This window comes from Haloferax sp. YSSS75 (assembly GCF_046764215.1).
GTDB lineage: Archaea > Halobacteriota > Halobacteria > Halobacteriales > Haloferacaceae > Haloferax.
The window spans coordinates 1,474,768-1,501,330 of record NZ_CP177206.1; the positions used below are offsets into that span (position 1 = coordinate 1,474,768).

Here is a 26,563-nt window from a genome sequence, read left to right on the forward strand (position 1 = left end):
GATACCTCCTAATTGTGGGCTTATACGTGCCCTGCCGTCGAAATTCGGGTTCGACGGTTGTCGGATTACTCGAGGCTCAATCCGGCGTGCCAGTGGTCGACACCGGCCTCTCGTTTGGCCTCGTCCATCTTCGCGAGGAGGTGGACTGCGAGACTGGCGACTTCGGCCGCACGGGACTCGCCTTCCGTCCGGAACTCGCCGGTGACGCGGTTCGCGTAGACGGAGCAGACAGCACCGGCGCGGAGTCCGTAGACGTTGGCGATGGTCAAGAGCGCCGACGCCTCCATCTCGATGTTCTTGACGTTCGCGTTCTGGAGTTCCTCGACGAGCGACTCGGACCCAGCAGCGCGGAACTCCTCGAATCCGGGGCGGCCCTGTCCGGCGTAGAAGGAGTCGGCGCTCATCGTCAGTCCGACGTGGTAGTCGTAGTCGAGTCGTTCGGCGGCGGCGACGAGTGCAGAGACGACTTCGTTGTCTGCAACTGCGGGGTAATCTTCGCGGACGTACTCCTTGGACGTGCCCTCTTGACGGACTGCACCCGACGTGATGACGAGGTCACCGACGTCCATCTCCGGTTGGATTGCACCGCAGGACCCGACCCGGATGAACGTATCGACGCCGACACGCGCGAGTTCTTCGACGGCTATCGCCGCCGAGGGACTGCCGATACCCGTCGACGTGACGGATATCGGTGTTTCGTCGTACGTTCCCGTCGCAGTGCGGTACTCGCGGTGGTAGGCCTTCTCTTCGTAGTCGTCCCACAGCGCGGTTATCTTGTCGACGCGCTCGGGATTCCCGGGCAGCAAAACCGCATCTGCGAGGTCCTCTGGACCGACTTCGAGGTGATACTGTACCTCGGCGTTCGGGTCCTCACTGTCGTTCATACGTCTACTCCCTCGGGGATAGTGGAAATTCTTGCGTTCTCCGGAAGGTTACTCGTCGCGTTCGCGCTTCTCGGCCGCCGCTTCGAGCGTGTCCAGCGAGATGGTGTTCGGCAGGAGTTCGCCGAGGGTGTAGACGGCCACCTCGTCGCCGCCGAGGTCACAGACGATTTCGAGGTTCTCGTCGCCGAACTCCGCGAGCGTCTGTCGACACATCCCACAGGGAGTGACGCCGTCGCGGGCACCCGACGTCACCGCGACGCGTTCGAACTCGGTGTGGCCGTTCTTGACCGCCTCCGCGATAGCGACTTCTTCGGCGTGGAGACTGTTCGAGTAGTTGGCGTTCTCGATGTTACACCCGACGTAGACCGACCCGTCTTTCGTTTCGAGGGCGGCACCGACGGTGTACTCCGAGTACGGAACGTAGGCGTTGTCGAGCGCTTCACGAGCGCGTTCGACGAGCGATTGGGACATCGTGTTGCGGAGATTCACGCGGTGTCGCTTAGTTCGTTCGTCTCTCGGCGTCCGACGCTCGTTCGAGATGGCGGTCACCCGACACGCCCCGTAAGCGACTATACGGTCCGGTCCTAATCCGGCGACGTGAACGAACGGTTAGGCGGCCGGGATATCCTCTTGCTCGTCGGTGCGAGCGTGGTGCTTATCTCGGGCATCCTCGGCGTATTCATCGGAGCGAACGGCGGTCAGGTTGTCGCCGAAGTGACCTTCTTCGGCCTCCTCTCGTTGCCGACGTCACCAGTCGCGTTCAGCCTCTACGGGATGGTCGTCTCGGCGCTCGTCCTCGCGGTGCTGTTCGGCCTCGTCGAGTTCGCGTCGCGACTCGAAGACGCGTGAGCGACTCCCGACCGAAAGGCGGACCGTTTTTGCTCGTCGGGGTCTGAGAGGCGTCCATGGACGCGCCCTCGTCGACATCTACGTCGTCTTCGGCCGGTGACCCATCGCCCGGACCGCTCCCGGAAGAAGAGGGTGGGAAGAACCGGAAACGTGCCGCACTGGCCACTGCGCCGTTTCTCGCCCTCGGACTCGCAGACGTAGTCCTCATCTTGATGCAAGGACTCGAACCGCTGTGGGGCTTTGCTATCCTCCCGCCGATTCTCTTCTGTAGCGTGCTCACGTGGATTGTCTTCAGCACGGACTTCCTCGAAGGCCGGACCTGAACGTTATCGCCGCAAATTCGTCGAGTACTTCGTCGGCGTCTCTTCGTCGTAGCCGAAATCCTCTGCCGAGAGTTCCGGTTCCGTCTCGTCGGGACTCGGGGCGGGACTGGCCACCTTGAATCGCTCTCGAAGCTCGTCCGGCATGGTGAACTCGTCGGTGTCGATGCGGACGGCAATCGCGTCGTCGTCGCCGGCTTTGACCTGCTCGAACCGGGTGTTGACTCGGTCGGGGAGGTCCGAGGCATCGACGGGGTCGAACCCGAACTGGGTGCAGTATCTGTAGGCGGACGAAAAGCCGTAGACGGTGTCGAACCCTTCGGCGAGCGCCCTGTCGACGAGTCGTTCTACGACGTGGGCACCGACGCCCTGTTTTCGCCAGCGCTCGGGGACGCCAACACAGGTAATCTCGCAGAACGACTCGTCACCCTTGTGGACGCGGATTCGACCGAATCCCGCCTTCTCGTTCGTCTCCTCGTCGAGTGCGATGACGTAGTCGCGGGAGCGGAACGCGGTGTCGTCGAGTTCCAGGTCCTCGAGTGCGTCGAGCAGCCAGGCCTCGTCTCGGTTCTTGGCATCCCGGACGTACATACTGAGGTATACCTTCCCGGCCGATAAAAACACCCCGGCCCGGTGAGTCGATTCGAAGACACAGGTGCTCTCGCATTATCGAACGGTAAAGATTCATTGTCTTCTCTACGGTACGACGATTCATGGACGTACCCGACACCGACACGGTGGTGCACGAACCCGACCCGGCGTTCGTCGCGGACGCCAACGTGACGCGATTCATGCGGCAGTACGATATCGAGGATTACGACGAACTCATCGAACGAACGACGACGGAGAAACCGGGGGTCAACGCGTCCGGTGTCGAGTGGTTCTGGGACGAACTCGTCGACTATCTCGATATCGACTTCTACGAACCGTACGACGGGGTGCGAGACGACAGCGACGGCCCACAGTTCTCCAACTGGTACCCAGGCGGCGAAATCAACGTCGCCCACAACGTGTTGGACCGTCACGCCGCCGTCGATTCACCGAACCGAAACCGAGTCGCCTGCATCTGGGAGGGCGAACACGGTGACGTCGTCCAGCGAACCTACCACGACCTGTATCGGGAAGCGAACCGCGTCGCGAACGTTCTCGAATCCTACGGCGTCGAGACGGGTGACACCGTCGGCCTCTACATGCCGATGGTGCCCGAAGTCATCTCCATCCTCTACGGATGTTTCAAAGTCGGCGCGATAGCCGTCCCCATCTTCTCCGGATTCGGCGTCGACGCCACGGCGACCCGTCTCGAAGACCCCGAGTGTTCGGTCCTCTTTACGGCCGACGGGTTCTACCGACGAGGGTCCGAGGTTCGCCTGAAAGAGACTGCCGACGAGGCCATCGAGGAAGCAGGTTGCGTCGAACACACCGTCGTCTACCGGCGGTTCGAAGACAGCGACGAAACCGTCCCGTGGAACGACGAACGCGACGAGTGGTGGACCGACACCGTAGACGAAGCAGACAGCGAATACGAGACGAAACACCTCCCGTCGGACGCCGAATCGATGCTGCTGTACTCGTCGGGGACGACGGGCAAGCCGAAAGGTATCGTCCACACGCACGCGGGCGTGCAGATGCAGACGGCCAAAGAGATTCACTTCGGATTCGACCAGAAACCGGAAGACCGCTTCTTCTGGGTGTCGGACATCGGGTGGATGATGGGGCCGTGGACGCTCATCGGGAACCACACGTTCGCCGGCACTATCTTCATGTACGAAGGCGCACCCGACTATCCCGAACCCGACCGGTTCTGGGAGATGATTGAGCGACATCGACTCACCACGTTCGGCATCTCGCCCACCGCGATTCGTGCCCTCAGAAAGTACGGCGACGAGTACGTCGAGAAACACGACCTGTCGAGTCTCCGCCTGCTCGGGTCGACCGGCGAACCGTGGGACCCCGAGTCGTGGATGTGGTTCTACGAGAACGTCGGCGGCGGCGAGGCACCCATCATCAACATCTCCGGCGGGACGGAAATCTGCGGGTGTTTCCTCATGCCGATGCCGACACAACCGCTCAAGCCGTGTTCGCTCGGTGGCCCGGGCCTCGGGATGGATATCGACATCGTCGATTCCGCGGGAGAGTCCATCGCCGACACCCACGAACGCGGCTTCCTCGTCGCGCGTGACTCCTGTCCGTCGATGACGAAGAGTCTCTGGGAGGGCGACGAACGCTACCTCGACACCTACTGGTCGTCGTGGGAGGACCTCTGGGACCACGGCGACTGGGCCCAGAAGGACGAAGACGGCTTCTGGTTCTTACATGGTCGGGCCGACGACGCTCTCAACGTCGCGGGCCGCAAAGTTGGCCCCGCCGAAGTCGAAGGCGCGCTCATCGAACACGACGCCGTGAACCAGGCCGCCGCCGTCGGTGTCCCCGACGATACCACGGGAACTGCCGTCGTGGCGTACGTCGTCCTCGAAGACGGTGTCGACGAGAGCGACGACCTTCGAGACGAACTTCGCACCGTCGTCGGCGACGAACTGGGTAAGCCGTTCCGGCCCCGCGAGATTCTCTTCGTCGACGAGTTCCCGAAGACGCAGTCTGGGAAGATTATCCGCCGGGCAATCTCGGCCATCTACGCTGGCGAGGACCTCGGCGACATGAGCAGTATCGAGAATCCCGAGGCGCTAGAGAAGATAGAACGGGCGTCCTGACGAGAGAGAGAGAGTCCTGGGGCGTCACCCCGACTGGTTCGCTTCCCACTCGCGGCGAAGCAAACCGTACCGCAAGACGTCGACGTGCGCCCCGTCGACGAACGCCGCTTCTCGCAGTCGACCTTCGTTCGTGAATCCGAGTCGTTCGAGGACGCCGCGTGAAGCCTCGTTGAAATCGAACGTGACGGCCTGCAGGCCGTGACAATCGACCGTCCGGAAGACGTAGTCGACCAGACACCCGACCGCATCCGTTCCGTATCCCTGACCGTGATACTCGGGCAGAAGCCAGTAGACGAGTTCGGGGCGGCCGTACTCACGGATTTCGACCATGACGAACCCGACAGCTTCGCCGTCCGCCTCGACGACGAAGGCGACGTTGTCACCCTCCTCGACGGTGGTCTCGATGAACTCCGTGGCCTGCGCGTGATTTTGCGGTTTCGGCGCACCGAGTGGGATTCGAATCTCGGGTGCCGTCGTCGAGCGCTGGACGAGTCCCGCATCGTCGCGTTCGACGGGACGGAGCGCGACCCGTTCGCCTTCGACGACAGTCGTCTCGGTCATGATTGTCCGCAGTACAGGGTCAGATAAGTACGTTCTCACTCACCGGCCCGGCACGGCGTCGTCGGGTGAAATCGACCGCGGTTCGGGGGCGTCGTCACCGACTGTGAGTGACGCGTCGACGCTGTCGTCACCGTCTGGGACGCGAATCGTGCCACCGGCGAGAAGCGGGGCGAGAATTCCGGCGACGACGGTTCCCGGACGAGCGAGCGACGACCGAATCGCGACAGTGTCGTCGGCGTCGAGTTCGAACTCGGAGACGACGCTCCGTGCCGCATCGAGCAAGTCGCCGTGCGTGAACTCACGGCCGTCGGCGAGGAGTGCGGAATCTTCCGGTTCGACGACTTCCGGGTGGACCGCCGGGTTCTCGCTCCACACTTCTTTCTCCCAGTGGGTCGTCGACGGCGAACTCGGCGGCCCGTTGTAGACGGCGAGTTTGTGGCCCGGTGGAAGGTCGAATTCGGCCTCGCGAGCGACGTCCACGAGAACGGCCCTCGCGTCGACAGTGGGGTCGAACACCGTCACGGCACCGAGTTGCGCCGCACCGACGAAGGTCAGTATCGGTTCGGGGAGCGCGACTGGTTCGAGAGCGACGCGTGCGCCCTTCCGCACGCCGAGATACCGGAGGACGTTCCCCGCCTTGTACGACGTGGTGATGAAGTCGTAGTACGAGTAGGTCCGGCCGGGGCCATCTACCTGCAGGGCGAGGCGCTCACTTCGCCTGTCGCGGGCCACGAGGTCACCGATAACGTCCATACGAGGCCGTACGGAGTCGATGTGAAAAAAGCCGCCGAGGCGGCCGCCGGGTTCGGGTCGTGAACCGCCCTCTGCCGTCCCGAGTGTCAGGGCGCACCAGCGACGACGAGGAGACTCTCCGTGTCACCGTTTCGGAGTTGCCGTGTGTCTGTCGGTGAGATACGGACGGCGTCTCCCGGTTCGAGCGGTACGTCTACACCGTCGACGACGAGCGTCGCGGACCCCGAGACGAGATAATAAATCTCCTCGTGGTGTTCCTCGGCGTGGTCGTGTCGCTTTCCGGTCCAGTTCGGTTGGCACTCGACGATGGTGAAGCCGAGTTGCTCGCACTCCAGTGAATCCCGCATGAAGTGCAGGCCGCCGCCGAGTTCGTCCACGTCCCGATAGTTGACCTTGGTGTATGACATCACTGTACAAAGGTCCGCAACCCCCCTGAACGTGTCGGCGAGGCGGAATCCTGTGGGCGGGTTAGAGATACTGCCGGACGAACGCGCGGTGCTCGGCGGCCCGGACGTCGCGGTCATCCATGGTGGGGTCCGTGTGGTACCAGAACGGCAGGCATGCCATCGCGTCTACTCGGTAGGCCAGTCGATACAGACGAATTCGCTATCGCGTGTCCGCGTCTCGGCCAACGGGTGTGAACTCGTGACGGTCTTCAGGACGACTCGACGCGCCCCGGTCGGAGTGGTCACCTCGACGAGTGCGGCGTCGTTCGCTCCCTCCTCGATACGGTCGACGCCGACGACTCGCCACGACGGGCGGAGATGCCGAACCATGTCGGTGAGCGTCTGGTCGGAGACGTGAGTGTCGTCCATGCTGGCCGTCGTAGAAAGTGTATCACCACTACGTATCAGTTTTTTGACGGTGCGCGGTCACCGTCGGGTCGAATCACCACGAGCGAACAGAATCGTTGTCGCCGCGCTGGCGGTTCGAGAGAGGAGTTACAGCGAGTTCTTCAGTTTCTGGAAGAGGCCCTCTTTGACCTCTTCGCCGCCTGCTTCGGCGAACTTCTTGAGCGCCTCGCGCTGTTCTTTGTTCAGGTCTTCGGGCGTGACGACGTGGATTTCGACGTGCAGGTCGCCCGACCCGCGACTGTCGAGGTGGGGCATCCCTGCGTCGGAGACGGTGAACGAAGACCCACTCTGAGTGCCTGCAGGTATCTTCAGTTCTTCTTCGCCGTCGAGCGTCGGTACCTCGACAGTCGCGCCGAAGACGGCCTGCGGGAACGAGATGGGATGCGTGTAGTACAGGTCGTCGCCCTCACGGTCGAACTCGTCGTGGTCGCGGACGGTGACCTCGACGAACAGGTCTCCGTTCGGCCCACCGTTCTCACCGGGTTCGCCCTCGCCACGGTAGCGGAGGCGCTGGCCGTCGCGGAAGCCAGCGGGGATGGTGATGGTCACGTCACGAGTACGGCGGACGCGCCCGCTTCCGTGACACTCCGAACAGTCTTCGCTGTAGGTCTCGCCTTCGCCCTCGCAGGCGCGACACGTCGTCGTCTGCTGGACTCGACCGAACGGCGTCTGCTGGACCGTCGTCTGCTGGCCGGACCCACCACACTCCGAACAGGTGTTCACGTCGGCGTCGTCGGGGTGACCCGCGCCGTCACACTCGGGACAGACCTCACGGCGGCGAATCGTCACGTCGCGTTCGATGCCGTGATAGGCGTCTTCGAGGTCGATACTGATGCGTTGGGCGACGTCGCGACCCTGTTGTGGCCGGTTGCGCTGTTGGCCTCGGCCACCGTTGAACAGGTTGTTGAAGAGGTCCTCGAAGCCACCACCGCCACCCATCCCGCCGAACGGGTTGCCGCCACCGCCGAATGGGTTGCCTCGACCTCGACCACCACCGCCTCCGGCACCGTGTTTCTGTGCCTGTTTGAAGCGTTCGTGGCCGACCTGGTCGTACATCTGGCGCTTCTCGTCGTCCGTGAGGACCTCTTTTGCCTTCTGTATCTTCTTGAACTTCTCTTGGGCGTCGTCTTCGTCGGAGACGTCGGGGTGGTACTTAGCGGCCTTCTTGCGGTACGCGTTCTTAATCTCGTCTTTCGAGGCGTCCCGCGAGACCCCGAGCACGTCGTAGAAGTCCTCGCTCATCGGTTATTGCTTTGTAACCGGTGAAGCTATTTGAAAAGTGCGCCTCGGACCGGAGAGGCGGGCCGCTCGGGAGATTGGTGTACGTTCAGAAAGAATCCGACCGACGCCGTCGGGAGTCTCGACGGAGGTCAGTCAGTGAGACTGCTTATTCGTCGTCTTCTTCGCCGTCGAAGTCGGCGTCGGCGTCGACGAAGTCTTCGGGGTCGATGTCCTCTGCGTTGGGACCACCGGCACCACCGGGGCCGCCGGCCTGCGCCTGTGCCTGCTGCTGGTACATACGCTTGCCAATCTCCTGCAGTTCCTTCGAGAGGTGCTCGGTGACGTCTTCGAGTTCTTCCGTGGAGGCGTCGTCGTCTTCGAGCGTCGCCTCGACGTCCTCGATGGCCGCTTCGATGTCGGCGCGGAGTTCGTCGTCGACGTTCTCTTCGTTCTCGTCGAGGAGGGTCTCCGCGCGCTGGACTGCGCCTTCGGCCTCGTTTCGAGCCTCGACGGCGCGGCGGCGCTCTTTGTCCTCTTCGGCGTGCTGTTCGGCTTCCTGCTGCATGCGGTCTATCTCGTCGTCGGAGAGACCAGCACCGCCTTCGATGGTGATGGACTCGGCGTTGCCGGAGCCTTTGTCCTCTGCAGAGACGTTGACGATACCGTTTTCGTCGATGTTGAAGCTGACTTCAATCTGCGGGGTTCCGGCCGGTGCCGGCGGAATGCCCGAGAGCGTGAACTCACCGAGGAGTTCGTTGTCTTCGGCCATCTCGCGTTCACCCTGGAAGACGCGGACCTGCACCGTCGTCTGGTTGTCGGCGGCAGTCGTGAAGACCTTCGACTCCTCTGTCGGGATGGTCGTGTTCTTATCGATGAGACGCTCGAAGAGGCCACCCTTGACCTCGATACCGAGCGACAGCGGCGTCACGTCGAGGAGGACGATGTCGTCGACTTCGCCGCCGAGGACACCACCCTGAATGGCCGCGCCGAGTGCGACGGCCTCGTCGGGGTTGACGGACTTCTTGGGTTCGGACCCGAGCATCTCGTCGACCTTGTCGATGACCTGCGGCATGCGGGTCGACCCACCGACGAGGATGACCTCGTCGATGTCGTCTTTCGTGTAGTCGGCGTCTTCGAGCGCCTGTTCGGTCGGTTCGACCGTTCGCTCGATGAGGTCAGACGTGAGCGACTCGAACTTCGCGCGAGTGAGGTCGTATTCGAGGTGGACCGGGCCGGAGTCCGTCGCCGTGATGAACGGGAGGTTGATGGTCGTCTCCTTGCGCGAGGAGAGTTCTATCTTCGCCTCTTCGGCGGCGTCCTTCAGACGCTGGAGGGCCTGTCGGTCCTCGCGGAGGTCGATGTTGTGGTCGTTCTTGAACTCGGTCGCGAGCCAGTCGATGATGGCTTCGTCCCAGTCGTCGCCACCGAGGCCGTTGTCCCCGTTCGTCGCGACGACTTCGTAGACGCCGCCACCAAGGTCGAGGACGGAGACGTCGAACGTCCCGCCACCCAGGTCGTAGACGAGGACGGTCTGGTTCGACTCGTCGTCGAGGCCGTAGGCCATCGACGCGGCGGTCGGTTCGTTGACGATGCGCTCGACGTCGAGGCCAGCGATTTCGCCCGCGTCTTTCGTCGCCTGTCGCTGTTTGTCGTTGAAGTACGCAGGGACCGTGATGACGGCTTTCTCGACTTCGTCGCCGAGGTAATCTTCGGCGTCGCGTTTGATCTTCTGGAGGATCATCGCCGAAATCTGTTCGGGTGTGTACTCCTCGTCCTCGACTTCGACGGTGTAGCCGTCTTCACCCATGTGGCGCTTGATAGAACGAATGGTGCGCTCTGGGTTCTGAATAGCCTGATTCTTCGCCGGCTTGCCCACGAGGCGCTCACCATCGTCGGTGAACGCGACGACGGAGGGGGTCGTTCGGTCGCCTTCTGCGTTCACGATAATCTCCGGGTCACCGCCCTCCATCACCGCGAACGCGCTGTTCGTGGTGCCGAGGTCGATACCCAGAATCTTGTTGCTCGCCATCTTGCACGCAAATACCGTCCTTTGGTGGTTAAAGGTTACTAGATACTGCGACACACACAGCCACACCACGTCGCCGGTGTCTTGCGATTTCGACTTTTCGCGTCGAAACAGGTCGGTCGATTTATGTAGAACCGCTCACCGTGTCGTCCGAGCACCGCTCGGCCCACCGTACTCCCGCACTGACGCCGCCTGCTGGCCGGGTGAACGCTCAGTTTGCCGGTTGGGACTGTTCGGCTACTCCGGTGGACGTCGATTCCACCGGTCGAAACGATTCTGGACCGCCCTCCAGTGCGGTTCGGACCTTCGTGAACGTGCGTTCTCGGTTCTCGCTGGCGAAGAATTCGTGGCCACCGTCGTACGGGACGAGATTGTCCGCGGGCGTTCGTTCCCCGATAGTGTGAACGTCGACGACGCGGTCAGTCGGCGAGAAGAAGACCACGTCCGACTGCCGAAACGGTGGGAGCGCCTTCTGTGCTCCCCGTATCGACTGGAGGAATGCCGGCGAGACGGTGTCCGGTGTGTCCCGCATCTCTTCTGCGAGTTTCATCTCACCGAGGTCCGTCCGTGAGATGCCGGCCGGGAGGAACGGCCACGTCGTCGGAACTCGACTGACGAGTGGGTAGAGCACCCGGTCGAGGCCGGTGAGTCGCATCCCCCACCACGGACTCAAGAAGACGTTTCGCACGTTCAAATCGAGGTGGGACGCGACGAGTCCGCCAGTGCTGTGACTGAGCACGAGGTCGAGGTCGCGGTCGACGGCGTAGGCTCTGACCGGTGTGACGTACTGCTCTTCGAACTTCCATCCGTTCGTCGGCAGTTCCACCGCGTGGACGCGGTAGCCATCGTAGGTGAGGCGGTCGATGAGCCATTCGACGCTTCGGTGAGTGGGTTTGTTCCCCCAACCGAGGACGAACAGCAAACCATCGTCGAGTGGGTCCCCGTGCTGAGTGACGCGGACAGTCGGCCGGCGTCGGCCGGGGCGAAGTCGCATGTACGCCCTGACGACGGGTGAGCAGAAAAGTCCTCCCCGGATTCGGTGGGGTCGTTCGACGAATCTGCGACGAGGTGACCGAACAGAGAGAGACGGTCCCTCGCCGGGATGGTAGTAGACGGTTACTCGTCTTTGCTGACGGTGACCTGTGCGGCGCGGATGACCTTGTCCGCCATCTCGTAGCCGGGTTGGAACACGTTGGCGATGGTGTCGACGGGTTGCTCGCTCTCGACGCGCATCATCACCTCGTGACGGTTCGGGTCGACTTCGGTCCCCGGGTCGGGGTCGATGACTTCGACGTTCTCGTCTTCGAGGATGCGGTCGAACTCTTTGAGCGTCGATTCGAGGCCGTCGCGGATGTCGGTGTCTTCGTCCTGTTCGAGTGCGCGGACGAGGTTATCGCGGACCGTCACGACGCGTTCGACGAAGTCCTCGGTCGCTCGCTCTTTTATCTGGTCCTGTCGCTTCTTCGCTCGCTTCTTGTAGTTCTGGAAGTCGGCCTGCGTCCGCTTGAGGCGGCTTTCGAGGTCGGAAGCCGTCGATTCGGCCTCGTCGCGCTCAGCTTCGAGTTCCGACACGCGTGCTTCGAGTGCCGCAACCTCGTCGGCCAGTTCGTCGTCGTACTCGGCCACACGGTCGGACACCGCGACAGAGTCGTCGTCGGTAGCGTCGCCAGATTCCTCGGTTGCCGCGTCGTCGTTTTCGGCCTCCGGGTCGACTACCTCCGCGTCTTCGAACTCCGACGCGTCGGCGTCTGTGCCCGTCTCGGCGTCTCCTTCTGCAGTTGGTTCCGTAACCGACTCGGCAGGGTCGTCGCTCATGAGCGGGAAAAGTGCCTGATATGGCTTAAGAGTGTAGACTGCGACCCGGCCGAAAAGTTCTCACTGTTGGGGTGAGTTGCGGCCGGGTCGACCGACCGACAGCGCCCTTCGAGGTGTCTACTGATACATCCCGAGGGGTCGCGCCTGGGTGCTCTCTTCGTCGGCCTGTTGCATCTGCTTGGCGAGGTTCTCTTTCGCCTTCCGAATCTCGGCCGCACTGTCGACCAAGTCGTCGACCGGCACGTCGATATCGGTCAGCGGTTCGATACCGTGCTTGATGATGATTCGAGCAGCTTCCGGGTCGGGGAACTGTGGGTCGGACTCGACGACGAGTCCGAAGGCGGTAGTCCCGACCTGAATCGCGTGGCTCAACATCGCACCGGTCGGCCCCGAGACGAGACCAGTCTCGGTCGGTTGGTCGATTCCTGCCGCCTCGAACTGGTCTACGACGTCTTCCGTGCCGACGCCGTAGAGCGCGGGGACCTCTGCGGACTTCTCCCGGGCGATGCCCGAGAGATAAATCGGTGTCACGTCGAGGTCGGAGAACCACGAATCGAGACACGTGGCGAGTTCAGTCGCCGATTCCGGTCGAATCGGGATGTCACTCTGGAGGACGAGCAGGTCGTGTTCGGTGTCAGCGTAGATGCGAACGGGCGGGTGGAGGGTCGAAGAACCCTCCATGTACACCGCCACCTTGGGCACGCCCCCACAGTAGACGTCACCGTAGTGTTCCATGTCGAACACCTCGACGAGGTGGTCTGCAGCAATCTTTCCGACGAGTCCGACACCGGGAAGTCCCTCGACCAGCGTCGGGGAGTCCAACTTGTCGGTGAGTTCGTCAGCGAGGACGCGGATTTGTGCCATATGTGAACGTGTGCACTCACGTGAGGTAAATCCGACGGGGGTGTGCACCGCGTGAATCGACCCCCTGTCCCCCAATCGGGTCAGTTACCGTACCTGTGTCTCGCCCGCAAGTCGCTCTACCGTCTCTGCGATGTCGGTGACCTGTTCGGCCTGTCGCTGGTTCGCGTCTGAGACGGCGGCGACTTCCTCGCGTATCTCCGAGGCGCGCATCGCCACCTCGTCCATCATACTCGTAATCTCCGTCATCGACGTCGCCTGTTCGTCCGTCGCGTCCGACACCTCTCGAATCCCGGCGGCGGTGTCTTCGACGGCGGCGACGATTTCTCCGAGGTTGTCCATCGCCGACTCGACTTCGTCGATTCCTTCGTCGAGTCTGACCGTGGTCTGTTCGATGTTTCTGGCCGTCTGGTCCGTGTCGTCTTGAATCCGGCCGATGACCGACTCTATCTCGCCGACCTGTGCTTTCGACTCCTCTGCGAGTGCTTTGACCTCCTCGGCGACGACGGCGAACCCTTCGCCCGCGTCACCCGCCCGTGCGGCCTCGATAGAAGCATTGAGCGCCAGGAGGTTCGTCTGGTCCGCGATGTCGGTGATTATCTCGACTACGTCGTCGATTTCGTCCACCCGGGAGCGGAGTTGGTCGACGTCGGTGGCAACGCCGCTTGCGGACGTACTGACCTCCGCCATCGCGCCGAGTGCTTCGCCCGCCGCCTCTTGGCCGTGGCGAGCGAGCGACTCCGCGCGTTCGCTCGTCGTTTCGACTTCGGTCGCAGTCGCCGCAATCTCTTCGACTGTCGCACTCATCGACGACGCCTCCTCGGCGACAGACTGCGTGCTCTCGGATTGCACAGACGCGGAGTCGCGAATCGTCTCCGAGCGTGCCGTCACCTGTTCGGCGTCCTCCGAGAGTTCGTCGACAGTCTCTCTGACCTCCCTGGTGACGCTCTCGCGTCGGTCGAGTTCGGCCTCTATCTGACTGCTGTACGAGTGGATGTACGTGTCCATCGCCACCTGTTGGTCGAGATTGACGATTTTGAGGACGGACATGAAGTTCTCGTACACTTCGTCGAGTGCCTCCTCCGGGGAGAGTTCGTCTTCGTCCGTCTCGACTGTGCCATTGGTGGTGGCCGTCGTTCCAGTGAGTCGCTCACGGAGCGAGGATTTCCCCGTCGAGATGGGCGCGTCAGTGCTGGCGAGTCGCGCCTTCGCGTCCTCGACGACTGCGCCGAGGAGGCCCTCGTAATACACCGAGTACGCACCGAGGTAGATTTTCGGCCCGAGTTCCAGCATGTCGTGTATCTTCCCGATACGCGCCCGTCGTTCGAAGTAGTCGCAGTCGTACGACCCGTTGGTCAGGTCGTCGAGGTAGGCCTGCTGAGAACCCTTCAGCGCCTCGACAGACTTCGTCGAGCGCCCCAGAATCGACTCCGTCACGTCGTCTCCCAAGATGTTGTCGTAGAACTCCTCGACGAGTGGTTCGCCCACCTCGTCGAAGGTGTCGGAAAGCCCCTCGAGTCGTGCCGCGTCGGCGTCGGTGAATCGGGTGAACGTCTTGCGCCACTCGACTTCGTCGTCGTCGATTCCGATTTCAGCACACAAGGAACTGCCGTCGACCCGTCGCCGCTTTTCCCCCGTGATCAGTACACCATCGTCGCCCCCAGTCTGATCTACTTTCATGGTGTTCAGCTGTCCGTTTGTCAAGCAATAGCATGCATAAATCTGCGCCTCCAATTATCCGGTCTGAGAAGGTGCCTGCATATAGAGGGAGTTTCTGTCAGATTGTCATCGTCGAGAGCGTCCAGTCTCTCAGACGACGCTCCCGCTCACTCCGAAACCGACAAACGCGCCCGTACGGAATCGAGTGGTATGAACCCGCTCCAGCGGTACGCGCCACTCGTGGACGACGAGGAGGCATTCTTCGAGGCCTGCGAGCGGCCACTCCCGTCTGTCGTCCGTGTCAACACCATCAAGACCACGGTGGAGCGTGCCCGCGAGGCACTCGACGACGAGGGCGTCGCCTACGAACCCACCGACTGGCACCCCGGCATCCTGAAGCTCGAAGAGAGCACTGCTGGGACGAACTGGCCGTACTTCCACGGCTGGCTTCACGGTCAGGAGGAAGTCTCGGCGCTCCCGGCAATCGCACTCGACCCGCAACCGGGGGAGCGTGTGTGGGACACCTGCGCCGCCCCGGGGTCGAAGACCACACAAATCGCGGCCATGATGAACGACGAGGGCGTCCTCGTCGGCAACGACAACAACCTCGGCCGACTCTCGGCACTCCGACACAACGCCGAACGCCTCGGCGTGACGAACCTCGTCGTGACGAATCAGGACGCGCGAAACTTCTCGATGAAACCGTTCGGCGAAGAGACGCCCGAGAAACCCGGCGCGTTCGACCAGTTCGACCGTGTCCTCGTCGACGCACCGTGTTCCTGTGAGGGGACCTGCCGAAAGAACCCCGACGTGTTAGACGAGTGGACGATGAACCACGTTCACAGCGTCGCCGGTGTCCAGAAAGGCATCCTCCGGCGGGCCGTGCAGGTGACGAAACCCGGCGGAACCGTCGTCTACTCCACGTGTACGTTCGCCCCCGAAGAGAACGAAGCGATACTCGACTTCGTCCTCGAACGAGAGGACTGCGACGTCGTCGAGTGGGACGTCCCCGACGGGTTCGAAACGTCGCCGGGTATCACCGAGTGGGAAGGCGAGGAGTACGACCCCTCGGTCACCAACGCGCGTCGGGTCTACCCGCATCAGAACGACACGGGCGGCTTCTTCACCGCGAAACTGGAGGTGCAGGCATGAGAGACGACACCGCCGAAGACGAAAACTGGGGCCAGCAGTTCGACCGCCTCCCGGAGACGCCCGACGACAGAGTCGTCGATGGCCGCCCCTCGCGACAGGAAGTCGTCGACTGGTGGGTCGAACGCTTCGGACTCGACGCCGAGACGTTCGAGAACTACACGTTCTGGGAGAAGGGCGCGGGAAAGATTTGGGCGTTCCCCGCCGAGATGGTCGACCCGATTCAGGTCGAAGGACTCGGGATGCGTATCCTCCGGACGCGACAACGTCACTGGAAACCCTCGACCAACGCAGTCCAGCGGTTCTGCCGCGACGCGACGAAGAACGTCGTCGAACTGTCGCCCGGCGAGGCGAAGGCGTTCGTCGACGGCCACGACCAACAACTCGAACGCTGGGACGGTGACTGGGGCTATCTCGTCGCCGCACACGAACTCGCCGGCGAGCGCGAACCGCTCGGTGTGGGACTCTACCTCCACGGCGAACTTCGCTCGACGGTCCCGAAAGGCCGACAAGAAGAACTCCCGAAACTCGACTGACCCCTACGTCTCGTCTTTCTTCCGAACCGTTCCGCCGGTCAGACCCTCCCACTCGACTCGATACCCGAGGCGTGAGAGGACGGCACTCGCGTCTCCGAGTCCGTGCTCGTCGAAGATAGGTTCGACCTCCGAGAGCGACATCCCTGCTTCGACCATCTCCGCGACCGAATCGAGGACACGCTGTCGAACGAGCGTCCGCCCTACGAGTTCGTGCTCCGGGAACCTCACACCGTCGAGGGCGTCGAGAGCGACACCGTGTCTAGCCGCGAGGTCCGCGAGCGACACGACGTCGTCGTCGGGAACGAGTTCCGCCGGGAGCGACGACGTGGCGTCCGCGACGAGTGTCGATTCGTACTCTCGAAGCACGTCGACCACGTCTTTCACGCGCACGGACCCGGAGTACGGTATTGCCCGGTGGTCGCGTGCCTCGATATCCTCGCTCACGCCGAGCGATTCGTCGACGGCGACGACCATCTCGACGTCCTCTACGTCGTCGAGTTGGCCCAGTTTCTTCTCGACGTACGCCGGCGTCCAGAAGCCCATGATTTCGAAGAAGACGCGGAAGTCACCGAACTCGTAGTCGAACGCGAAGTCCGGAATCATGACGCTCGTCCCCGTCTCCAGCGGTTCGGGTTCGCGGACCAGTTCCCAGTCGAAGTCGAGGCCACGAAACCGCGCGGCGAAGTCGGCTTCGACGTCGCTGTCGAATCCGGGTTCGGCCATGGGTTCGACGCCCGGAACCGACACGTCGTCGTCCGTGAGGTGCATCTCGCGTTCCCGGCCCCGGTCGGCTATCGTCGCCGTGAGTCGCCACTCGTCGGCGGTGGCGACAGACCGGAGGAGACGCGCGAATGCGGTTCCGTAGCGTCGCGTCCGCTGGAACAGTGCGTCCGGGCCGGTGACGACGACTTCGCGTCCCGCGTCGGTCTTTCGAACCTCGTACATCAACCGCAACCGTTTGACCGCAGAGACGAGCGCCTTCGGGTCCGAACTCCGGACCCGGACTTCGGTGGCGTCGAAAAGTGCGGTCTGGGCGAGCGAGAGGTTGTACTGTGTGAGTAACTCGTCGGGGGTCCATCGCGAGTCGAACGCCGACAGCACCTGTTCGACGTCTCGGTCCGCCGTCAGCGACCTGTCCACGGCGTCGGGCGTCACCCCGAGGGACGACGCCGCACTGTCGAGTGCCGCGTCTCGTTCCTCGGGCGTCGTCACGCCACCGACGTCCATCGCCGCTTCGAACGCCGCACGGCGGGCGCGAACCGGCGGCACCGACGCCTGCGTCTCGAACACTGCTTCACGGTCGAGTAGTGACGCGAATCCGCGGACGAGTTTGAAGTCGTCTGCCTCGGATTCGAGGGCGGTGAGGGCGTCATCGAGCGATGCCCGAGGCTCACCGACGTGTCGCTGGAAGACGCCGAGCGTCTTCGCCGCGAGTGGCCGGTCCTGCCGCCCGGCGAACTTCGGTTGGTAGCCACCACCCGCCCGCGAGACGCGGAGGAGGTCCTTCGTCAGCACTATCGGCACGAGGAGTGGCCAGCACAAAAGCACCTCGGGGCTCACCCGAGAGGAGGTAGTCGCTCACGGCGAGACACCGGGATTCGACACGGACGGTAAGGTTCATGGCCCCCGCGTCGGACCCCAACGTATGGAGCGACGTCGCCTCCTCGGACTGGTCGCAGTCGGCCTCTCGTCTGGGTGTCTCAGCGGGTATCCAACCGCAACGGGGCCACGAAACCCGCCCGAGGCACCTGCCGACGAACCACGAGAGACACCGGAGGTGCCGTCGGTTCGAATCGTGACGTTCGACTTCGAGTCGACCGACGACGGCCGTCTCCGTGTCTTCGGCGAAGTCGTCAACGACTCCGGGTCGGAGCGCGTCGTGACGGTCAGAGTTCGCGTGGCCGTGGGTGAAAACGAGTCGGTCCGTGACACCGACGTCTCGGTCCCATCCGGCGAGACGGAACCCTTCAGCGTCGAGTTCGACGTGGAGTTCGACGCGTTCGCCAGTAACGGCGAAATCGACGTGTCGATACTCTAACTGTCACCGCCGTCGGTCTGCGACCCGCTCTTCTGCCGTCTCGACGCTCACGAGTTCGTAGAGCAGTGCCGTCGAGTCGTCGGCTTTGGGTCGCAGGATTCGGCCGAGTCGCTGTGTGAACTCGCGTTCGGACCCGGACCCGGAGATGAGGATACCGACGTTCGCGTCGGGGACGTCCACACCCTCGTCGAGGACGTTCGCCGCGACGACGGTGTCGTAGGTACCGTCGCGGAACCTATCGAGAATCTCTCTGCGCTCTTTCGTTCCCGTCTCGTTGGTGATTGGCGGCACGAGGAACTGCCGTGCGATTCGGTAGACGAGGTCCGTCGAGGCGGTGAAGACGATGACCCTGTCGTCGCGGTGTCTGGCGAGGAGACGGCCGAGTTTGTCCACCTTCGCGTCGGAGTTCATCATCACGTCGCGGGCGCGTTGTTTGGACAACAAGGCCTCTCGCGCCCGCGGGTCGTTCCCAGAACGCATCACGAGTTTCTGGTAGTCGCTGCCCGACTGCATCGACAACCCGGAGCGCTTGAGGTAGTCCACGAACGTCGATTGCGCCTCGTCGTATCGCTCGCGTTCTTCGGCCGTGAGCTCGACTTCGATGCGACGGACTTCGTAGTCGGCGAGATGCTCGCCAGCCAAGTCGTCGACGTCGAGTTGGTAGACTCGCGGGCCGACGAGTTCGGTAACCTGTTCGTGTGCGCCGTCAGGTCGCTCGAACGTCGCGGTCAGACCGAGTCTGGCGGGTGCTGTGAGGAATCGCGGGATATCCTGATAGCCCTGTCCGCCGAGGTGGTGGACTTCGTCGAAGACGACGAGTCCGAAGTCGCCGCCCACGTCGTCGGCGCGGAGGTAGGCGGAGTCGTACGTCGAGACGGTGATGGCCTCCTGTCGCTGTTCGCCGCCGCCAAACCGGCCGACTGGCACGTCGAATTCGGTCTCTAACTCCCTAATCCACTGGTCCTGTAAGTCGATGGTCGGGACGACGACGAGCGTCGGCACCGAGTGCGCAACCATCGCCCCCACGGCGAGCACCGTCTTTCCCGCGCCCGTCGGGAGTTCGACCACGCCGCGACTGTCGGCGTCGAGCCACGCATCGAGGGCCGCCTGCTGGTACTCTCGGAGGTCGTAGGTGGTCGAAAGCGAGAGGTCGGCGGCGACGGCGGCGGCGATTCGGTCGTCGTACTCGATTTCGGCCGCGTCGAGGGCGTCACGAATTGCGGCGTACTGCATCGCCGGCGCGCGATAGCCACCGCTTCTGGGGTCGGCTTCGACGCTCGGGACGTCGGCGAGTGTCGCAGTCGCGTCAGGGTCGTCAGTTCGCACGTGGACGGTTCCGTCCTCGAAGCGGAGTGTCGTCACTACCGGCGGGTTGGCGAGGCGAGGTGATAAATCGACGGTCCGCGTCGCCGACGGGGGCCTGCACCAGTCTGCCGGTCCGAGTGCCGAAGGTTCAAATCAGATGGCGGGGCAACGGACGTGTATGAGCGACGAACTGGACGACGCCGTGGCGCAGTTCCTGAGTGACTACAACAGCGCGATGTCGGAGTACGAGAAGGGCTACGTCGACGCCGACGCGACGCTGTCGGTCATCGACTCGTACGTCGAGGAGTTGCGAGAAGCGCGGGAGTAACGCGACTCCTCGCGTTCCGACCGTCACTCCCCAATCAGTCCGCGAATCCGCTCGACGTACTGTGCGAACTCGGGGTCGGTTCGCTCACGGGGGCGTTCGATATCGACACTGACGATTTCGCGGACGCGGCCGGGGTTCGCGGCCATGACGACCACCCGGTCTGCGAGCGTCACGGCCTCTTCGACGTCGTGGGTGACGAAGAGGACAGTCTTGTCCGTCTCCGCCCAGATGTCGAGGAGTTCGCCGTGGAGCATGTCGCGGGTCTGGGCGTCGACTGCGCCGAAGGGTTCGTCCATGAGGAGGAGTTCTGGGTCCACGGCGAGGGCACGAGCGATGCCGACGCGCTGTTTCATCCCGCCGGAGAGTTCCTTCGGGTAGGCGTCGGCGAATCCGTCGAGGCCGACGAGGCGGAGCATCTCGTCCACGCGAGCAGAGCGCGTCGGTTCTTCGACGCCCTGTTCTTCGAGGCCGAAGGCGACGTTCTCGGAGACGGTCCGCCACGGGAACAGGCCGTACTCCTGGAACACCATCCCGCGGTCGGTTCCGGGGCCGGTGACGGGTTCACCGTCGAGTAGGACGCCGCCCGCAGTCGCGTCTTCGAGGCCGGCGATGACGCGGAACAGCGTCGTCTTTCCACACCCGGAGGGGCCGACGATGCAGACGAACTCGCCGTCCTCGACGGTGAAGTTCACGTCAGAGAGTGCTCTGACGGTCCGCCGGTCGGACTCGTACACTTTGTCGAGCGATTCGACGGCGACAGTCGTCTCGGTGTGTTGCCGTTGGCTCATGCTCTCCACTCCAGCGCCCGCCGTTCGACCCGGCGGAAGAGGCCGTCACTCACGAGGAAGACGAGACTGATGACGAGCATGTAGGCGACGGAGACGTCCATCGCGAGATTCTGCGCCGTGTTGAGAATCTCGTAGCCCACGCCGACGCCGACGATGAGTTCGGCGGCGACGACAATCATCCAACACTGGCCGATGCTCGTCCGAATCCCGGTCATAATCGAGGGACTGGCGGCCGGGATGACCACCTTCCGAATCATGGTCAGGTCGTCGTCGACGCCGAGGGTCGCCGCGACTTCTTTGAGGTCGGTGGAGACGCCTTCGACGCCGCCGTAGGCGCTGTAGAAGTTTATCCAGAACGACCCGATGGCGACGATGAACGTCGCCCCCTTGTGGTTGACGCCGAGCCAGATGACGGCGAAGCCAATCCACGCCAGCGGTGGGATGGGCCGGAGGACGCGCGTGACGGGGGTGAAGACGCTATCGACCCGGTCGTTCCACCCCATGGCGATGCCTGCGGAGATACCGAGCGTCGTCCCGATGAGGAGGCCCGGGACGTAGTGGTAGAGGCTCTGGACGAGTTTGACGAGAAGGCGCGTCCCCGGGAGTTCGACGCCGGTAAAGGGAACTGCGAGCGTCGCGGGTGCGGTGAGTTCGGTGAGGAACGCCGCGGACACTTCGACTGGCGACGGAAGGAGATACGTCGGTTGGAACAGCGCGGCGACGTACCACACCGCGAGGAAGCCAGCGAAACCAGCGATGGCGAGTCCGGTCTGTTCCGACGAGAACTCCGTCAACCGGTCGAGGAGTCGTTCGTCGGTCTCCGAAATCGCGACGTTCGCGCCGACTTCGTCGTTGCTCATAGGTCGTCGTAGATGCCGTAGTCGAACAGTTCGTCGACGGTCAACTGTGCCTCGGTCTTGCCGAGCGTCTGAGCGTAGTCCGCGAAGATTTTCGCGCCGCCTTCGATGTCGTGGGGGTTCGTGATGAAGTCCGACGCACGCGAATCGAGCGCCGCACGGGCCGTCTCGACCGGAAGTGCGCTCTCGCCGATGACCGTGCTGGCGTGTTCGGCCGCAGTCTGTGGGTTGTCGGCGACGAACTGCGTCGCTTCCTGATGGAGACGGACGAACTCGGAGGCAACCTCGCGGTTCTCCTCACGGAGTCGGTCGTGCATGAGCGTGACCGCCGCCGGTTGCCCCGGCATGAAGTCACCCGCCCACGCGATAGACTGGAAGGGCGCGTCGTTGGCCTCGACCACCGTCGGCACGGGTTCCATGATGCTCGTCCCGTCGATTTTGTTCGACAGAAGCGCCTGCTGGACCGCCGCCGCGCCGCCGAGACCCTTGATGTTCACGTCCGATTCGGGGTCGAGTCCGAGCGTGTTCTGGACCCAGTAGCGAAGCAGGATGTCCGGAACCGAACCCGGTGGGAAGGTGCCGAAGGTGAACTTGCGGCCCTTCTGTTCTTCGAACCTGGCGAAGGCTTCCTTGCCGTGTTCATCGAACATCGCGGCGAACTCGTCGTTCGCGAGCACCTTCATCGCGTTCTGGATGTTCGCCGCCGTAATCTTCGCGGGAATCCCCTTGTCGACGATAATCATCGCCGGGACGATACCGAACATCATCACGTCGAAGTCGCCCTTCGCGGATGCTTGGACGATACTCGGCCCGTCGGAGAACTTCTTGCCCGACACCGACACCGAGAGTTGGTCGAACATGCCCTCTTCTTGCATCACGAAGTACTGCATGTCGGGATAGATGGGCATGTAGGCGACGTTGAGTTCGTCGAGGCCACTCCCACCCGACCCTCCGAGACACCCTGCGAACCCAGCGGTTGCCGCGAGACCGGTGGTCTGCAGGAATCTTCTACGTGTCGTCGAGTTCGGTCGTGGTGCCTCAGTCATTACACCCCTGTACTAACTACACCCTTATTCGGGCCACGCACGAGGTAATGATGGACGCGTCGTGGGTCACACGAGATACCGCCACAGAGTGGGTACGGACCACTCAGCACCCACGAATTCGAAGAATTCGAGAATTGTACCGCTCACAGATAACGGAGTCGATTGCCGGTTCCTTCGGGCTTCCCGTTACTGGAGTGACGAGTCTCGCCCGGTCGTGCGTGGGAAGAACTATCCCGAATGCCGACGGCGAGTAGGATATGACACACTTCTCCGACCGGGTGGAGCAAATCTCCATCAGTGGCATTCGCAAAGTGTTCGAGGCGGCGGGCGAAGACGCCATCAACCTCGGGTTGGGGCAACCGGACTTCCCGGCACCCGGCCACGCCCGGCAGGCGGCCATCGACGCCATCGAGTCAGGTGCCGCAGACGGGTACACCGAGAACAAAGGCTTCCTCGGCCTCCGCGAAGCAATCGCGGCGAAGCACCAGCGTGACCAGGGAATCGACCTCGACCCAGACGACGTCATCGCAACCGCGGGCGGGAGTGAAGCGCTCCACATCGCCATCGAGGCCCACGTGAACGACGGCGACGAGGTCATCATCCCCGACCCCGGATTCGTCTCGTACGACGCACTGACGAAACTCGCCGGCGGCGACCCGGTTCCCGTCCCCCTCCGCGACGACCTGACACTCGACCCCGCCGCCGTCGAAGACGCCATCACCGACGACACCGCGGCGTTCGTCGTGAACAGTCCCGGCAACCCGACTGGGGCCGTCTCCCCGCCGGAAGATATCGAGGAGTTCGCCCGCATCGCCGACGAACACGACGTGCTCTGTATCTCCGACGAAGTGTACGAGTACACCGTCTTCGACGGCGAACACCGCTCACCGATAGAGTTCGCCGAGACGGACAACGTCGTCGTCGTCAACTCGGCGTCGAAACTCTTCTCGATGACTGGGTGGCGTCTCGGGTGGGTCTACGGGTCGTCTCGCCGAGTCGAACGGATGGTTCGCGTCCACCAGTACGTGCAGGCCTGTGCCTCCGCACCGGCCCAGTTCGCCGCCGAAGCAGCACTGACCGGGCCACAGGACCGCATCGACGAGATGACCGAGACGTTCCGCGAACGCCGTGACCTGGTCGTGAGTGGCCTCGAAGATATCGGCCTCCACGTGCCCACACCGAAGGGGGCGTTCTACGCGATGCCCGAAGTTCCCGAGGGGTTCGTCGACGAGTGTATCGAGCGTGGGGTCATCATCGTCCCCGGCGACGCGTTCGGTGAGAACGGTGCGGGATACGCCCGCCTCTCGTACGCGACAGACACCGAGTCGCTTCGCGAGGCAATCGAGATTATGGGCGAGGCGTACGACGCCGTCGTCTGAAACAGACTCACGAGATAACCCGCTGATTCCGGGCCCGAACTACGGCAACTAACCACATTTCGTTCGTCTTATTCTTTCGATGGTGAGTGAAAACTGTTAAATTCCCGAATGTGTGACGAAACGTTTGTCATGCCCGCAGAGACCTATGGAGCGATTAGCCTGCTTCCAGCACTCTTCGCCATCGTGCTGACCCTCGTGAGCAGGCAGGTGCTCTTGTCACTGTTCACCGGAATTTGGATTGGTGCGACCATCTTGGTCGGGTGGAACCCGGTCGGTGGGGTTGCCCACTCACTCCAGTTGGTCATCGACAACGTCACGGCGTCGTTCAACAGCAAACTCCTCCTGTTTACGTTCCTCTCGGGGGCGATGCTCGGGATGATATTCCTCTCGGGTGGGATGAACGCGCTCGCACAGCGCATCATCGCTCGCATCAAGACCCGAAAACAGGCGGAACTCGGGACGAGCATCCTCGGGATGCTCATCTTCGTCGACTCCTACGCGAGTACGATGATTACGGGGTCGGTCATGCGGCCGATTACCGACAAGTTCGACATCAGTCGTGAGAAACTCGCGTACATTCTCGACTCCACCACGTCACCCGTGGTGAGTGTCGCCGTCGTCTCGACGTGGGTCGGATTCGAAGTCGGCCTCATCAAAGAGCAGTTCACGGCACTGGGAATCGACCAGAGCGCGTTCGTCGTGTTCCTCCAGAGCATCCCCTTCCGCTTCTACAGTCTGTTGGCGGTGGTGCTCGTCTTCATCCTCGTCGGGATGGGGTGGAACTTCGGCCCGATGCAACGTGCCGAGCGCCGTGCCAAAGAGGAAGGAAAGGTCCTCGGCGACGACGCGGACCCCCTCATCGAGACGCGTGAGGAAGATATCGTCACGCCGGACCACGTCGATTCGCGCTGGTGGTACTTCGCCGCACCAATCGTCTCACTTGTCTTCGTCACCGGATTCGGACTGCTCTACTCCGGTGGATGGCCCTCGGAGGCACCCGTCGAGGCGCTGAAGGGCGCGGCCACGGCGGACGCCATCCTCTGGGGCGTCTTCTCGGCGTGTGCGCTGTTGCTCGCCATCCTCGTCGGGCACGCACGCGTCGAACTCGAAGACGTCAGCGACTCCATCTTCGAGGGGTTCAAGATGGTCATGTTCCCCGTCGCCGTCCTCTCGCTGGCGTGGACCATCGGTTCGGTCAGTGAGGCACTCGGCGTCGGTCCGTACGTCGTCAGCATCGCAGAAGGCATCATCACGCCGGAACTCCTCCCGGCCATCGTCTTCCTCGCGGCGGCCATCATCTCGTTCTCCATCGGCACCTCGTGGGGGACGATGGGTATCATGTTCCCCGTCGCAGTGCCCCTCGCGTTCAACCTCGGCGCTCCGCTGCCCGGCGCAATCGGCGCGATTCTCACGGGGTCGCTGTTCGGTGACCACTGTTCGCCCATCAGCGACACGACGGTGCTGTCGTCGATGTTCGCCGGGTCCGACCACGTCGACCACGTGAACACGCAGATTCCGTACGCCGTGCTGGCCGGGTCCATCGCGACGGTGTTGTTCCTCGCGAGTGGGTACGGTATCGGTGCGATTCCACTCCTCGCGGGTGGCGTCGTCGCCCTCTTCGCCGTCGCGTACTACCTCTCGCAACACGCAGAGACGACTGTCCCGACGGCGTTCGGCACGTCGTCCGACGACTAACCGGTCACCCGACGTCGGGTCGTCCGGTCTTCTCGTTTCGACTGGTGAGTACAGACTGCCGTCGCTACCTTGCCGAGCGCCCTACCTGCGGTTCTCGGCCGTCTCGCCGGCGGTGCTCGGCCGTCAATTTTGGGCCGCTTCGCCGCCGTCTGACGAAGAAAAGAGCTGCATCGTCCGTTCACAGACCCCGCGTCGTGAGAGCAGTGTGACGACGTCGTCCGGCCGAATCGTCGTCCCACCCCGGGGTGTGAGCACCTCGTCGTCACGTTCGATAGAGACGACGAGCACGTCGTCGTCGAGGAGTTCGTCGTCACCGACTTCGCCGAGAGTCTTGCCGACGATTGGCGCGTCTTCGGCGACGACGAGGCCGACGACTTCCGACCCGCCGGTCAGCGTCACGACGTCCGCGAGAGCGTCGATTCCGGGGCGTTCGTTCGGGCCGAAGGGACCGTACGGTTCGAACGACTCGCGGCGAACGAGGTTCTCGTCTTCGATTTCGAGGCCGAGATTCGACAGTTCACGGCCGATTCGCGTCACGTCGTTCATATCGCTCCCCACGGTGAGCACGTGGAGGTTCCCCCGTCCCGAGAGGAGTTCACGGACGTTGACGACGCCCGAAATCTCTCGGACGAGCGTCGCGAGGCGCTCTCGCTCGGGGACGGGTGCAGTGCAGATGAAGAGGTTGGTGAACCGGTGACCGGTCTGTTCGAAGTCGACGCTGGCGTGATACCCGGTGATGATACCGTTGTCTTCGAGTTGGCGGATGCGGTTGCGAATCGTTCCCGGAGAGACGCTCACCTCCTCTGCAATCATCGGTGCGGAGGTGCCGCGGGCGTCGCTCATCAGAGCGTGGAGAATCAACCGGTCTATCTCGTCAAGACGATAGTCCATACGTCGTGAATCACCCCGGGGTAAAACATGCTTTCCGTTC

At 63.0% G+C, this 26,563-nt stretch carries 28 protein-coding genes; 9 read left to right on the forward strand and 19 right to left on the reverse strand.

Going from position 1 to position 26,563, the window contains the following annotated elements; genetic code table 11:
- Positions 1-65 precede the first annotated feature (65 nt).
- On the reverse strand, positions 66-884 hold the full coding sequence (locus ACK3R5_RS07780) for a nucleoside phosphorylase (protein ID WP_411968591.1): 819 nt from the start codon (positions 882-884) through the stop codon (positions 66-68).
- Between the two features lie 48 nt (positions 885-932).
- The gene (cdd, locus tag ACK3R5_RS07785; RefSeq protein WP_411963497.1) at positions 933-1,373 is read right to left on the reverse strand and encodes a cytidine deaminase; all 441 of its coding nucleotides are present in this window, start codon (positions 1,371-1,373) and stop codon (positions 933-935) included.
- A gap of 108 nt (positions 1,374-1,481) precedes the next feature.
- On the opposite strand from cdd, the gene ACK3R5_RS07790 reads away from it, so the two are divergent.
- Together ACK3R5_RS07790 and ACK3R5_RS07795 are read left to right on the forward strand one after the other, a co-directional pair.
- Positions 1,482-1,733 (forward strand): hypothetical protein, encoded by a 252-nt coding sequence (locus ACK3R5_RS07790; protein WP_411963498.1) that lies wholly within the window; start codon positions 1,482-1,484, stop codon positions 1,731-1,733.
- A gap of 56 nt (positions 1,734-1,789) precedes the next feature.
- Positions 1,790-2,056 carry a hypothetical protein gene (locus ACK3R5_RS07795; protein WP_411963499.1) on the forward strand — a complete coding sequence of 89 codons (267 nt, stop codon included), beginning with the start codon at positions 1,790-1,792 and terminating at the stop codon, positions 2,054-2,056.
- Between the two features lie 3 nt (positions 2,057-2,059).
- On the opposite strand, the gene ACK3R5_RS07800 is transcribed toward ACK3R5_RS07795, so the two are convergent.
- The gene (locus ACK3R5_RS07800) at positions 2,060-2,644 is read right to left on the reverse strand and encodes a GNAT family N-acetyltransferase (protein WP_411963500.1); all 585 of its coding nucleotides are present in this window, start codon (positions 2,642-2,644) and stop codon (positions 2,060-2,062) included.
- Between the two features lie 122 nt (positions 2,645-2,766).
- On the opposite strand from ACK3R5_RS07800, the gene ACK3R5_RS07805 reads away from it, so the two are divergent.
- Entirely contained in the window at positions 2,767-4,761 is a 1,995-nt protein-coding gene (locus ACK3R5_RS07805) for an AMP-binding protein (protein ID WP_411968592.1), read from the forward strand.
- Positions 4,762-4,785: 24 nt separating this feature from the next.
- Here the strand turns inward: ACK3R5_RS07805 and ACK3R5_RS07810 are convergent, their stop codons facing one another.
- The 10 genes from ACK3R5_RS07810 to ACK3R5_RS07855 all read right to left on the reverse strand — a co-directional run bounded on the left by ACK3R5_RS07810 (position 4,786) and on the right by ACK3R5_RS07855 (position 14,532).
- Entirely contained in the window at positions 4,786-5,322 is a 537-nt protein-coding gene (locus tag ACK3R5_RS07810; protein ID WP_411968593.1) for a GNAT family N-acetyltransferase, read from the reverse strand.
- Positions 5,323-5,361: 39 nt separating this feature from the next.
- Positions 5,362-6,075, reverse strand: a complete 714-nt coding sequence (locus ACK3R5_RS07815) for an acetyl-CoA synthetase (RefSeq protein ID WP_411963503.1) — start codon at positions 6,073-6,075, stop codon at positions 5,362-5,364.
- An 86-nt stretch (positions 6,076-6,161) separates the two neighbouring features.
- Positions 6,162-6,482: a cupin domain-containing protein gene (locus tag ACK3R5_RS07820; protein ID WP_411963504.1), complete on the reverse strand. Its 321-nt coding sequence runs from the start codon at positions 6,480-6,482 to the stop codon at positions 6,162-6,164.
- A gap of 165 nt (positions 6,483-6,647) precedes the next feature.
- Positions 6,648-6,890 carry a hypothetical protein gene (locus tag ACK3R5_RS07825; RefSeq protein WP_411968594.1) on the reverse strand — a complete coding sequence of 81 codons (243 nt, stop codon included), beginning with the start codon at positions 6,888-6,890 and terminating at the stop codon, positions 6,648-6,650.
- A gap of 126 nt (positions 6,891-7,016) precedes the next feature.
- The gene (gene dnaJ / locus ACK3R5_RS07830) at positions 7,017-8,171 is read right to left on the reverse strand and encodes a molecular chaperone DnaJ (RefSeq protein ID WP_411963506.1); all 1,155 of its coding nucleotides are present in this window, start codon (positions 8,169-8,171) and stop codon (positions 7,017-7,019) included.
- Between the two features lie 145 nt (positions 8,172-8,316).
- Positions 8,317-10,179, reverse strand: coding sequence for a molecular chaperone DnaK (gene dnaK, locus ACK3R5_RS07835; RefSeq protein ID WP_411963507.1), 1,863 nt, complete (start codon positions 10,177-10,179; stop codon positions 8,317-8,319).
- A 208-nt stretch (positions 10,180-10,387) separates the two neighbouring features.
- Positions 10,388-11,170 carry an alpha/beta hydrolase gene (locus tag ACK3R5_RS07840; protein ID WP_411963508.1) on the reverse strand — a complete coding sequence of 261 codons (783 nt, stop codon included), beginning with the start codon at positions 11,168-11,170 and terminating at the stop codon, positions 10,388-10,390.
- A 122-nt stretch (positions 11,171-11,292) separates the two neighbouring features.
- Positions 11,293-11,991, reverse strand: a complete 699-nt coding sequence (locus ACK3R5_RS07845; RefSeq protein ID WP_411968595.1) for a nucleotide exchange factor GrpE — start codon at positions 11,989-11,991, stop codon at positions 11,293-11,295.
- A gap of 117 nt (positions 11,992-12,108) precedes the next feature.
- Entirely contained in the window at positions 12,109-12,855 is a 747-nt protein-coding gene (locus tag ACK3R5_RS07850; RefSeq protein ID WP_411968596.1) for a proteasome assembly chaperone family protein, read from the reverse strand.
- A gap of 84 nt (positions 12,856-12,939) precedes the next feature.
- The gene (locus ACK3R5_RS07855) at positions 12,940-14,532 is read right to left on the reverse strand and encodes a globin-coupled sensor protein (RefSeq protein WP_411968597.1); all 1,593 of its coding nucleotides are present in this window, start codon (positions 14,530-14,532) and stop codon (positions 12,940-12,942) included.
- Between the two features lie 189 nt (positions 14,533-14,721).
- Here ACK3R5_RS07855 and ACK3R5_RS07860 point away from each other — a divergent pair, with 189 nt between their 5' ends.
- Together ACK3R5_RS07860 and ACK3R5_RS07865 are read left to right on the forward strand one after the other, a co-directional pair.
- Entirely contained in the window at positions 14,722-15,663 is a 942-nt protein-coding gene (locus ACK3R5_RS07860) for an RsmB/NOP family class I SAM-dependent RNA methyltransferase (RefSeq protein WP_411963512.1), read from the forward strand.
- Complete coding sequence (locus tag ACK3R5_RS07865; protein ID WP_411963513.1) at positions 15,660-16,196, forward strand: hypothetical protein; 537 nt, start codon at positions 15,660-15,662, stop codon at positions 16,194-16,196. Before ACK3R5_RS07860 ends, ACK3R5_RS07865 begins: the two co-directional genes overlap by 4 nt.
- Positions 16,197-16,199: 3 nt before the next feature.
- On the opposite strand, the gene ACK3R5_RS07870 is transcribed toward ACK3R5_RS07865, so the two are convergent.
- Positions 16,200-17,711 carry a DUF790 family protein gene (locus ACK3R5_RS07870; protein WP_411968598.1) on the reverse strand — a complete coding sequence of 504 codons (1,512 nt, stop codon included), beginning with the start codon at positions 17,709-17,711 and terminating at the stop codon, positions 16,200-16,202.
- Positions 17,712-17,841: 130 nt separating this feature from the next.
- On the opposite strand from ACK3R5_RS07870, the gene ACK3R5_RS07875 reads away from it, so the two are divergent.
- Positions 17,842-18,234, forward strand: a complete 393-nt coding sequence (locus ACK3R5_RS07875) for a transcriptional initiation protein Tat (protein ID WP_411963515.1) — start codon at positions 17,842-17,844, stop codon at positions 18,232-18,234.
- A gap of 3 nt (positions 18,235-18,237) precedes the next feature.
- On the opposite strand, the gene ACK3R5_RS07880 is transcribed toward ACK3R5_RS07875, so the two are convergent.
- Complete coding sequence (locus tag ACK3R5_RS07880; RefSeq protein ID WP_411968599.1) at positions 18,238-19,596, reverse strand: DEAD/DEAH box helicase family protein; 1,359 nt, start codon at positions 19,594-19,596, stop codon at positions 18,238-18,240.
- A 121-nt stretch (positions 19,597-19,717) separates the two neighbouring features.
- On the opposite strand from ACK3R5_RS07880, the gene ACK3R5_RS07885 reads away from it, so the two are divergent.
- Positions 19,718-19,867, forward strand: coding sequence for a hypothetical protein (locus ACK3R5_RS07885; protein WP_411963517.1), 150 nt, complete (start codon positions 19,718-19,720; stop codon positions 19,865-19,867).
- Positions 19,868-19,890: 23 nt separating this feature from the next.
- Here the strand turns inward: ACK3R5_RS07885 and ACK3R5_RS07890 are convergent, their stop codons facing one another.
- The 3 genes from ACK3R5_RS07890 to ACK3R5_RS07900 are packed head-to-tail and all read right to left on the reverse strand — an operon-like array spanning position 19,891 to position 22,558.
- Positions 19,891-20,655, reverse strand: coding sequence for an ABC transporter ATP-binding protein (locus ACK3R5_RS07890; protein WP_411968600.1), 765 nt, complete (start codon positions 20,653-20,655; stop codon positions 19,891-19,893).
- The gene (locus ACK3R5_RS07895) at positions 20,652-21,515 is read right to left on the reverse strand and encodes an ABC transporter permease (RefSeq protein ID WP_411968601.1); all 864 of its coding nucleotides are present in this window, start codon (positions 21,513-21,515) and stop codon (positions 20,652-20,654) included. The genes ACK3R5_RS07890 and ACK3R5_RS07895 overlap by 4 nt, the downstream gene beginning before the upstream one ends.
- Positions 21,512-22,558 carry an ABC transporter substrate-binding protein gene (locus ACK3R5_RS07900; protein WP_411968602.1) on the reverse strand — a complete coding sequence of 349 codons (1,047 nt, stop codon included), beginning with the start codon at positions 22,556-22,558 and terminating at the stop codon, positions 21,512-21,514. Before ACK3R5_RS07900 ends, ACK3R5_RS07895 begins: the two co-directional genes overlap by 4 nt.
- A 257-nt stretch (positions 22,559-22,815) precedes the next feature.
- Between ACK3R5_RS07900 and ACK3R5_RS07905 the strand changes: the two genes are divergently transcribed.
- A complete protein-coding gene (locus tag ACK3R5_RS07905; protein ID WP_411963521.1) occupies positions 22,816-23,937 on the forward strand; it encodes a pyridoxal phosphate-dependent aminotransferase in 1,122 nt (373 codons plus the stop codon).
- Positions 23,938-24,066: 129 nt separating this feature from the next.
- Positions 24,067-25,632, forward strand: a complete 1,566-nt coding sequence (locus ACK3R5_RS07910; RefSeq protein ID WP_411968603.1) for a Na+/H+ antiporter NhaC family protein — start codon at positions 24,067-24,069, stop codon at positions 25,630-25,632.
- A 123-nt stretch (positions 25,633-25,755) separates the two neighbouring features.
- On the opposite strand, the gene ACK3R5_RS07915 is transcribed toward ACK3R5_RS07910, so the two are convergent.
- Positions 25,756-26,523, reverse strand: a complete 768-nt coding sequence (locus ACK3R5_RS07915) for a TrkA C-terminal domain-containing protein (protein ID WP_411968604.1) — start codon at positions 26,521-26,523, stop codon at positions 25,756-25,758.
- Positions 26,524-26,563: the final 40 nt, after the last annotated feature.

Coding starts and splice junctions, on each gene's coding strand:
- ACK3R5_RS07780 (WP_411968591.1), bottom strand. CDS start 884: ATGAACGACAGTGAGGACCCGAACGCCGAGGTACAGTATCACCTCGAA.
- ACK3R5_RS07795 (WP_411963499.1), top strand. CDS start 1,790: ATGGACGCGCCCTCGTCGACATCTACGTCGTCTTCGGCCGGTGACCCA.
- ACK3R5_RS07800 (WP_411963500.1), bottom strand. CDS start 2,644: ATGTACGTCCGGGATGCCAAGAACCGAGACGAGGCCTGGCTGCTCGAC.
- ACK3R5_RS07805 (WP_411968592.1), top strand. CDS start 2,767: ATGGACGTACCCGACACCGACACGGTGGTGCACGAACCCGACCCGGCG.
- ACK3R5_RS07810 (WP_411968593.1), bottom strand. CDS start 5,322: ATGACCGAGACGACTGTCGTCGAAGGCGAACGGGTCGCGCTCCGTCCC.
- ACK3R5_RS07815 (WP_411963503.1), bottom strand. CDS start 6,075: ATGGACGTTATCGGTGACCTCGTGGCCCGCGACAGGCGAAGTGAGCGC.
- ACK3R5_RS07820 (WP_411963504.1), bottom strand. CDS start 6,482: ATGTCATACACCAAGGTCAACTATCGGGACGTGGACGAACTCGGCGGC.
- ACK3R5_RS07825 (WP_411968594.1), bottom strand. CDS start 6,890: ATGGACGACACTCACGTCTCCGACCAGACGCTCACCGACATGGTTCGG.
- dnaJ (WP_411963506.1), bottom strand. CDS start 8,171: ATGAGCGAGGACTTCTACGACGTGCTCGGGGTCTCGCGGGACGCCTCG.
- dnaK (WP_411963507.1), bottom strand. CDS start 10,179: ATGGCGAGCAACAAGATTCTGGGTATCGACCTCGGCACCACGAACAGC.
- ACK3R5_RS07840 (WP_411963508.1), bottom strand. CDS start 11,170: ATGCGACTTCGCCCCGGCCGACGCCGGCCGACTGTCCGCGTCACTCAG.
- ACK3R5_RS07845 (WP_411968595.1), bottom strand. CDS start 11,991: ATGAGCGACGACCCTGCCGAGTCGGTTACGGAACCAACTGCAGAAGGA.
- ACK3R5_RS07850 (WP_411968596.1), bottom strand. CDS start 12,855: ATGGCACAAATCCGCGTCCTCGCTGACGAACTCACCGACAAGTTGGAC.
- ACK3R5_RS07855 (WP_411968597.1), bottom strand. CDS start 14,532: ATGAAAGTAGATCAGACTGGGGGCGACGATGGTGTACTGATCACGGGG.
- ACK3R5_RS07860 (WP_411963512.1), top strand. CDS start 14,722: ATGAACCCGCTCCAGCGGTACGCGCCACTCGTGGACGACGAGGAGGCA.
- ACK3R5_RS07865 (WP_411963513.1), top strand. CDS start 15,660: ATGAGAGACGACACCGCCGAAGACGAAAACTGGGGCCAGCAGTTCGAC.
- ACK3R5_RS07875 (WP_411963515.1), top strand. CDS start 17,842: ATGGAGCGACGTCGCCTCCTCGGACTGGTCGCAGTCGGCCTCTCGTCT.
- ACK3R5_RS07885 (WP_411963517.1), top strand. CDS start 19,718: ATGAGCGACGAACTGGACGACGCCGTGGCGCAGTTCCTGAGTGACTAC.
- ACK3R5_RS07890 (WP_411968600.1), bottom strand. CDS start 20,655: ATGAGCCAACGGCAACACACCGAGACGACTGTCGCCGTCGAATCGCTC.
- ACK3R5_RS07895 (WP_411968601.1), bottom strand. CDS start 21,515: ATGAGCAACGACGAAGTCGGCGCGAACGTCGCGATTTCGGAGACCGAC.
- ACK3R5_RS07900 (WP_411968602.1), bottom strand. CDS start 22,558: ATGACTGAGGCACCACGACCGAACTCGACGACACGTAGAAGATTCCTG.
- ACK3R5_RS07905 (WP_411963521.1), top strand. CDS start 22,816: ATGACACACTTCTCCGACCGGGTGGAGCAAATCTCCATCAGTGGCATT.
- ACK3R5_RS07910 (WP_411968603.1), top strand. CDS start 24,067: ATGCCCGCAGAGACCTATGGAGCGATTAGCCTGCTTCCAGCACTCTTC.
- ACK3R5_RS07915 (WP_411968604.1), bottom strand. CDS start 26,523: ATGGACTATCGTCTTGACGAGATAGACCGGTTGATTCTCCACGCTCTG.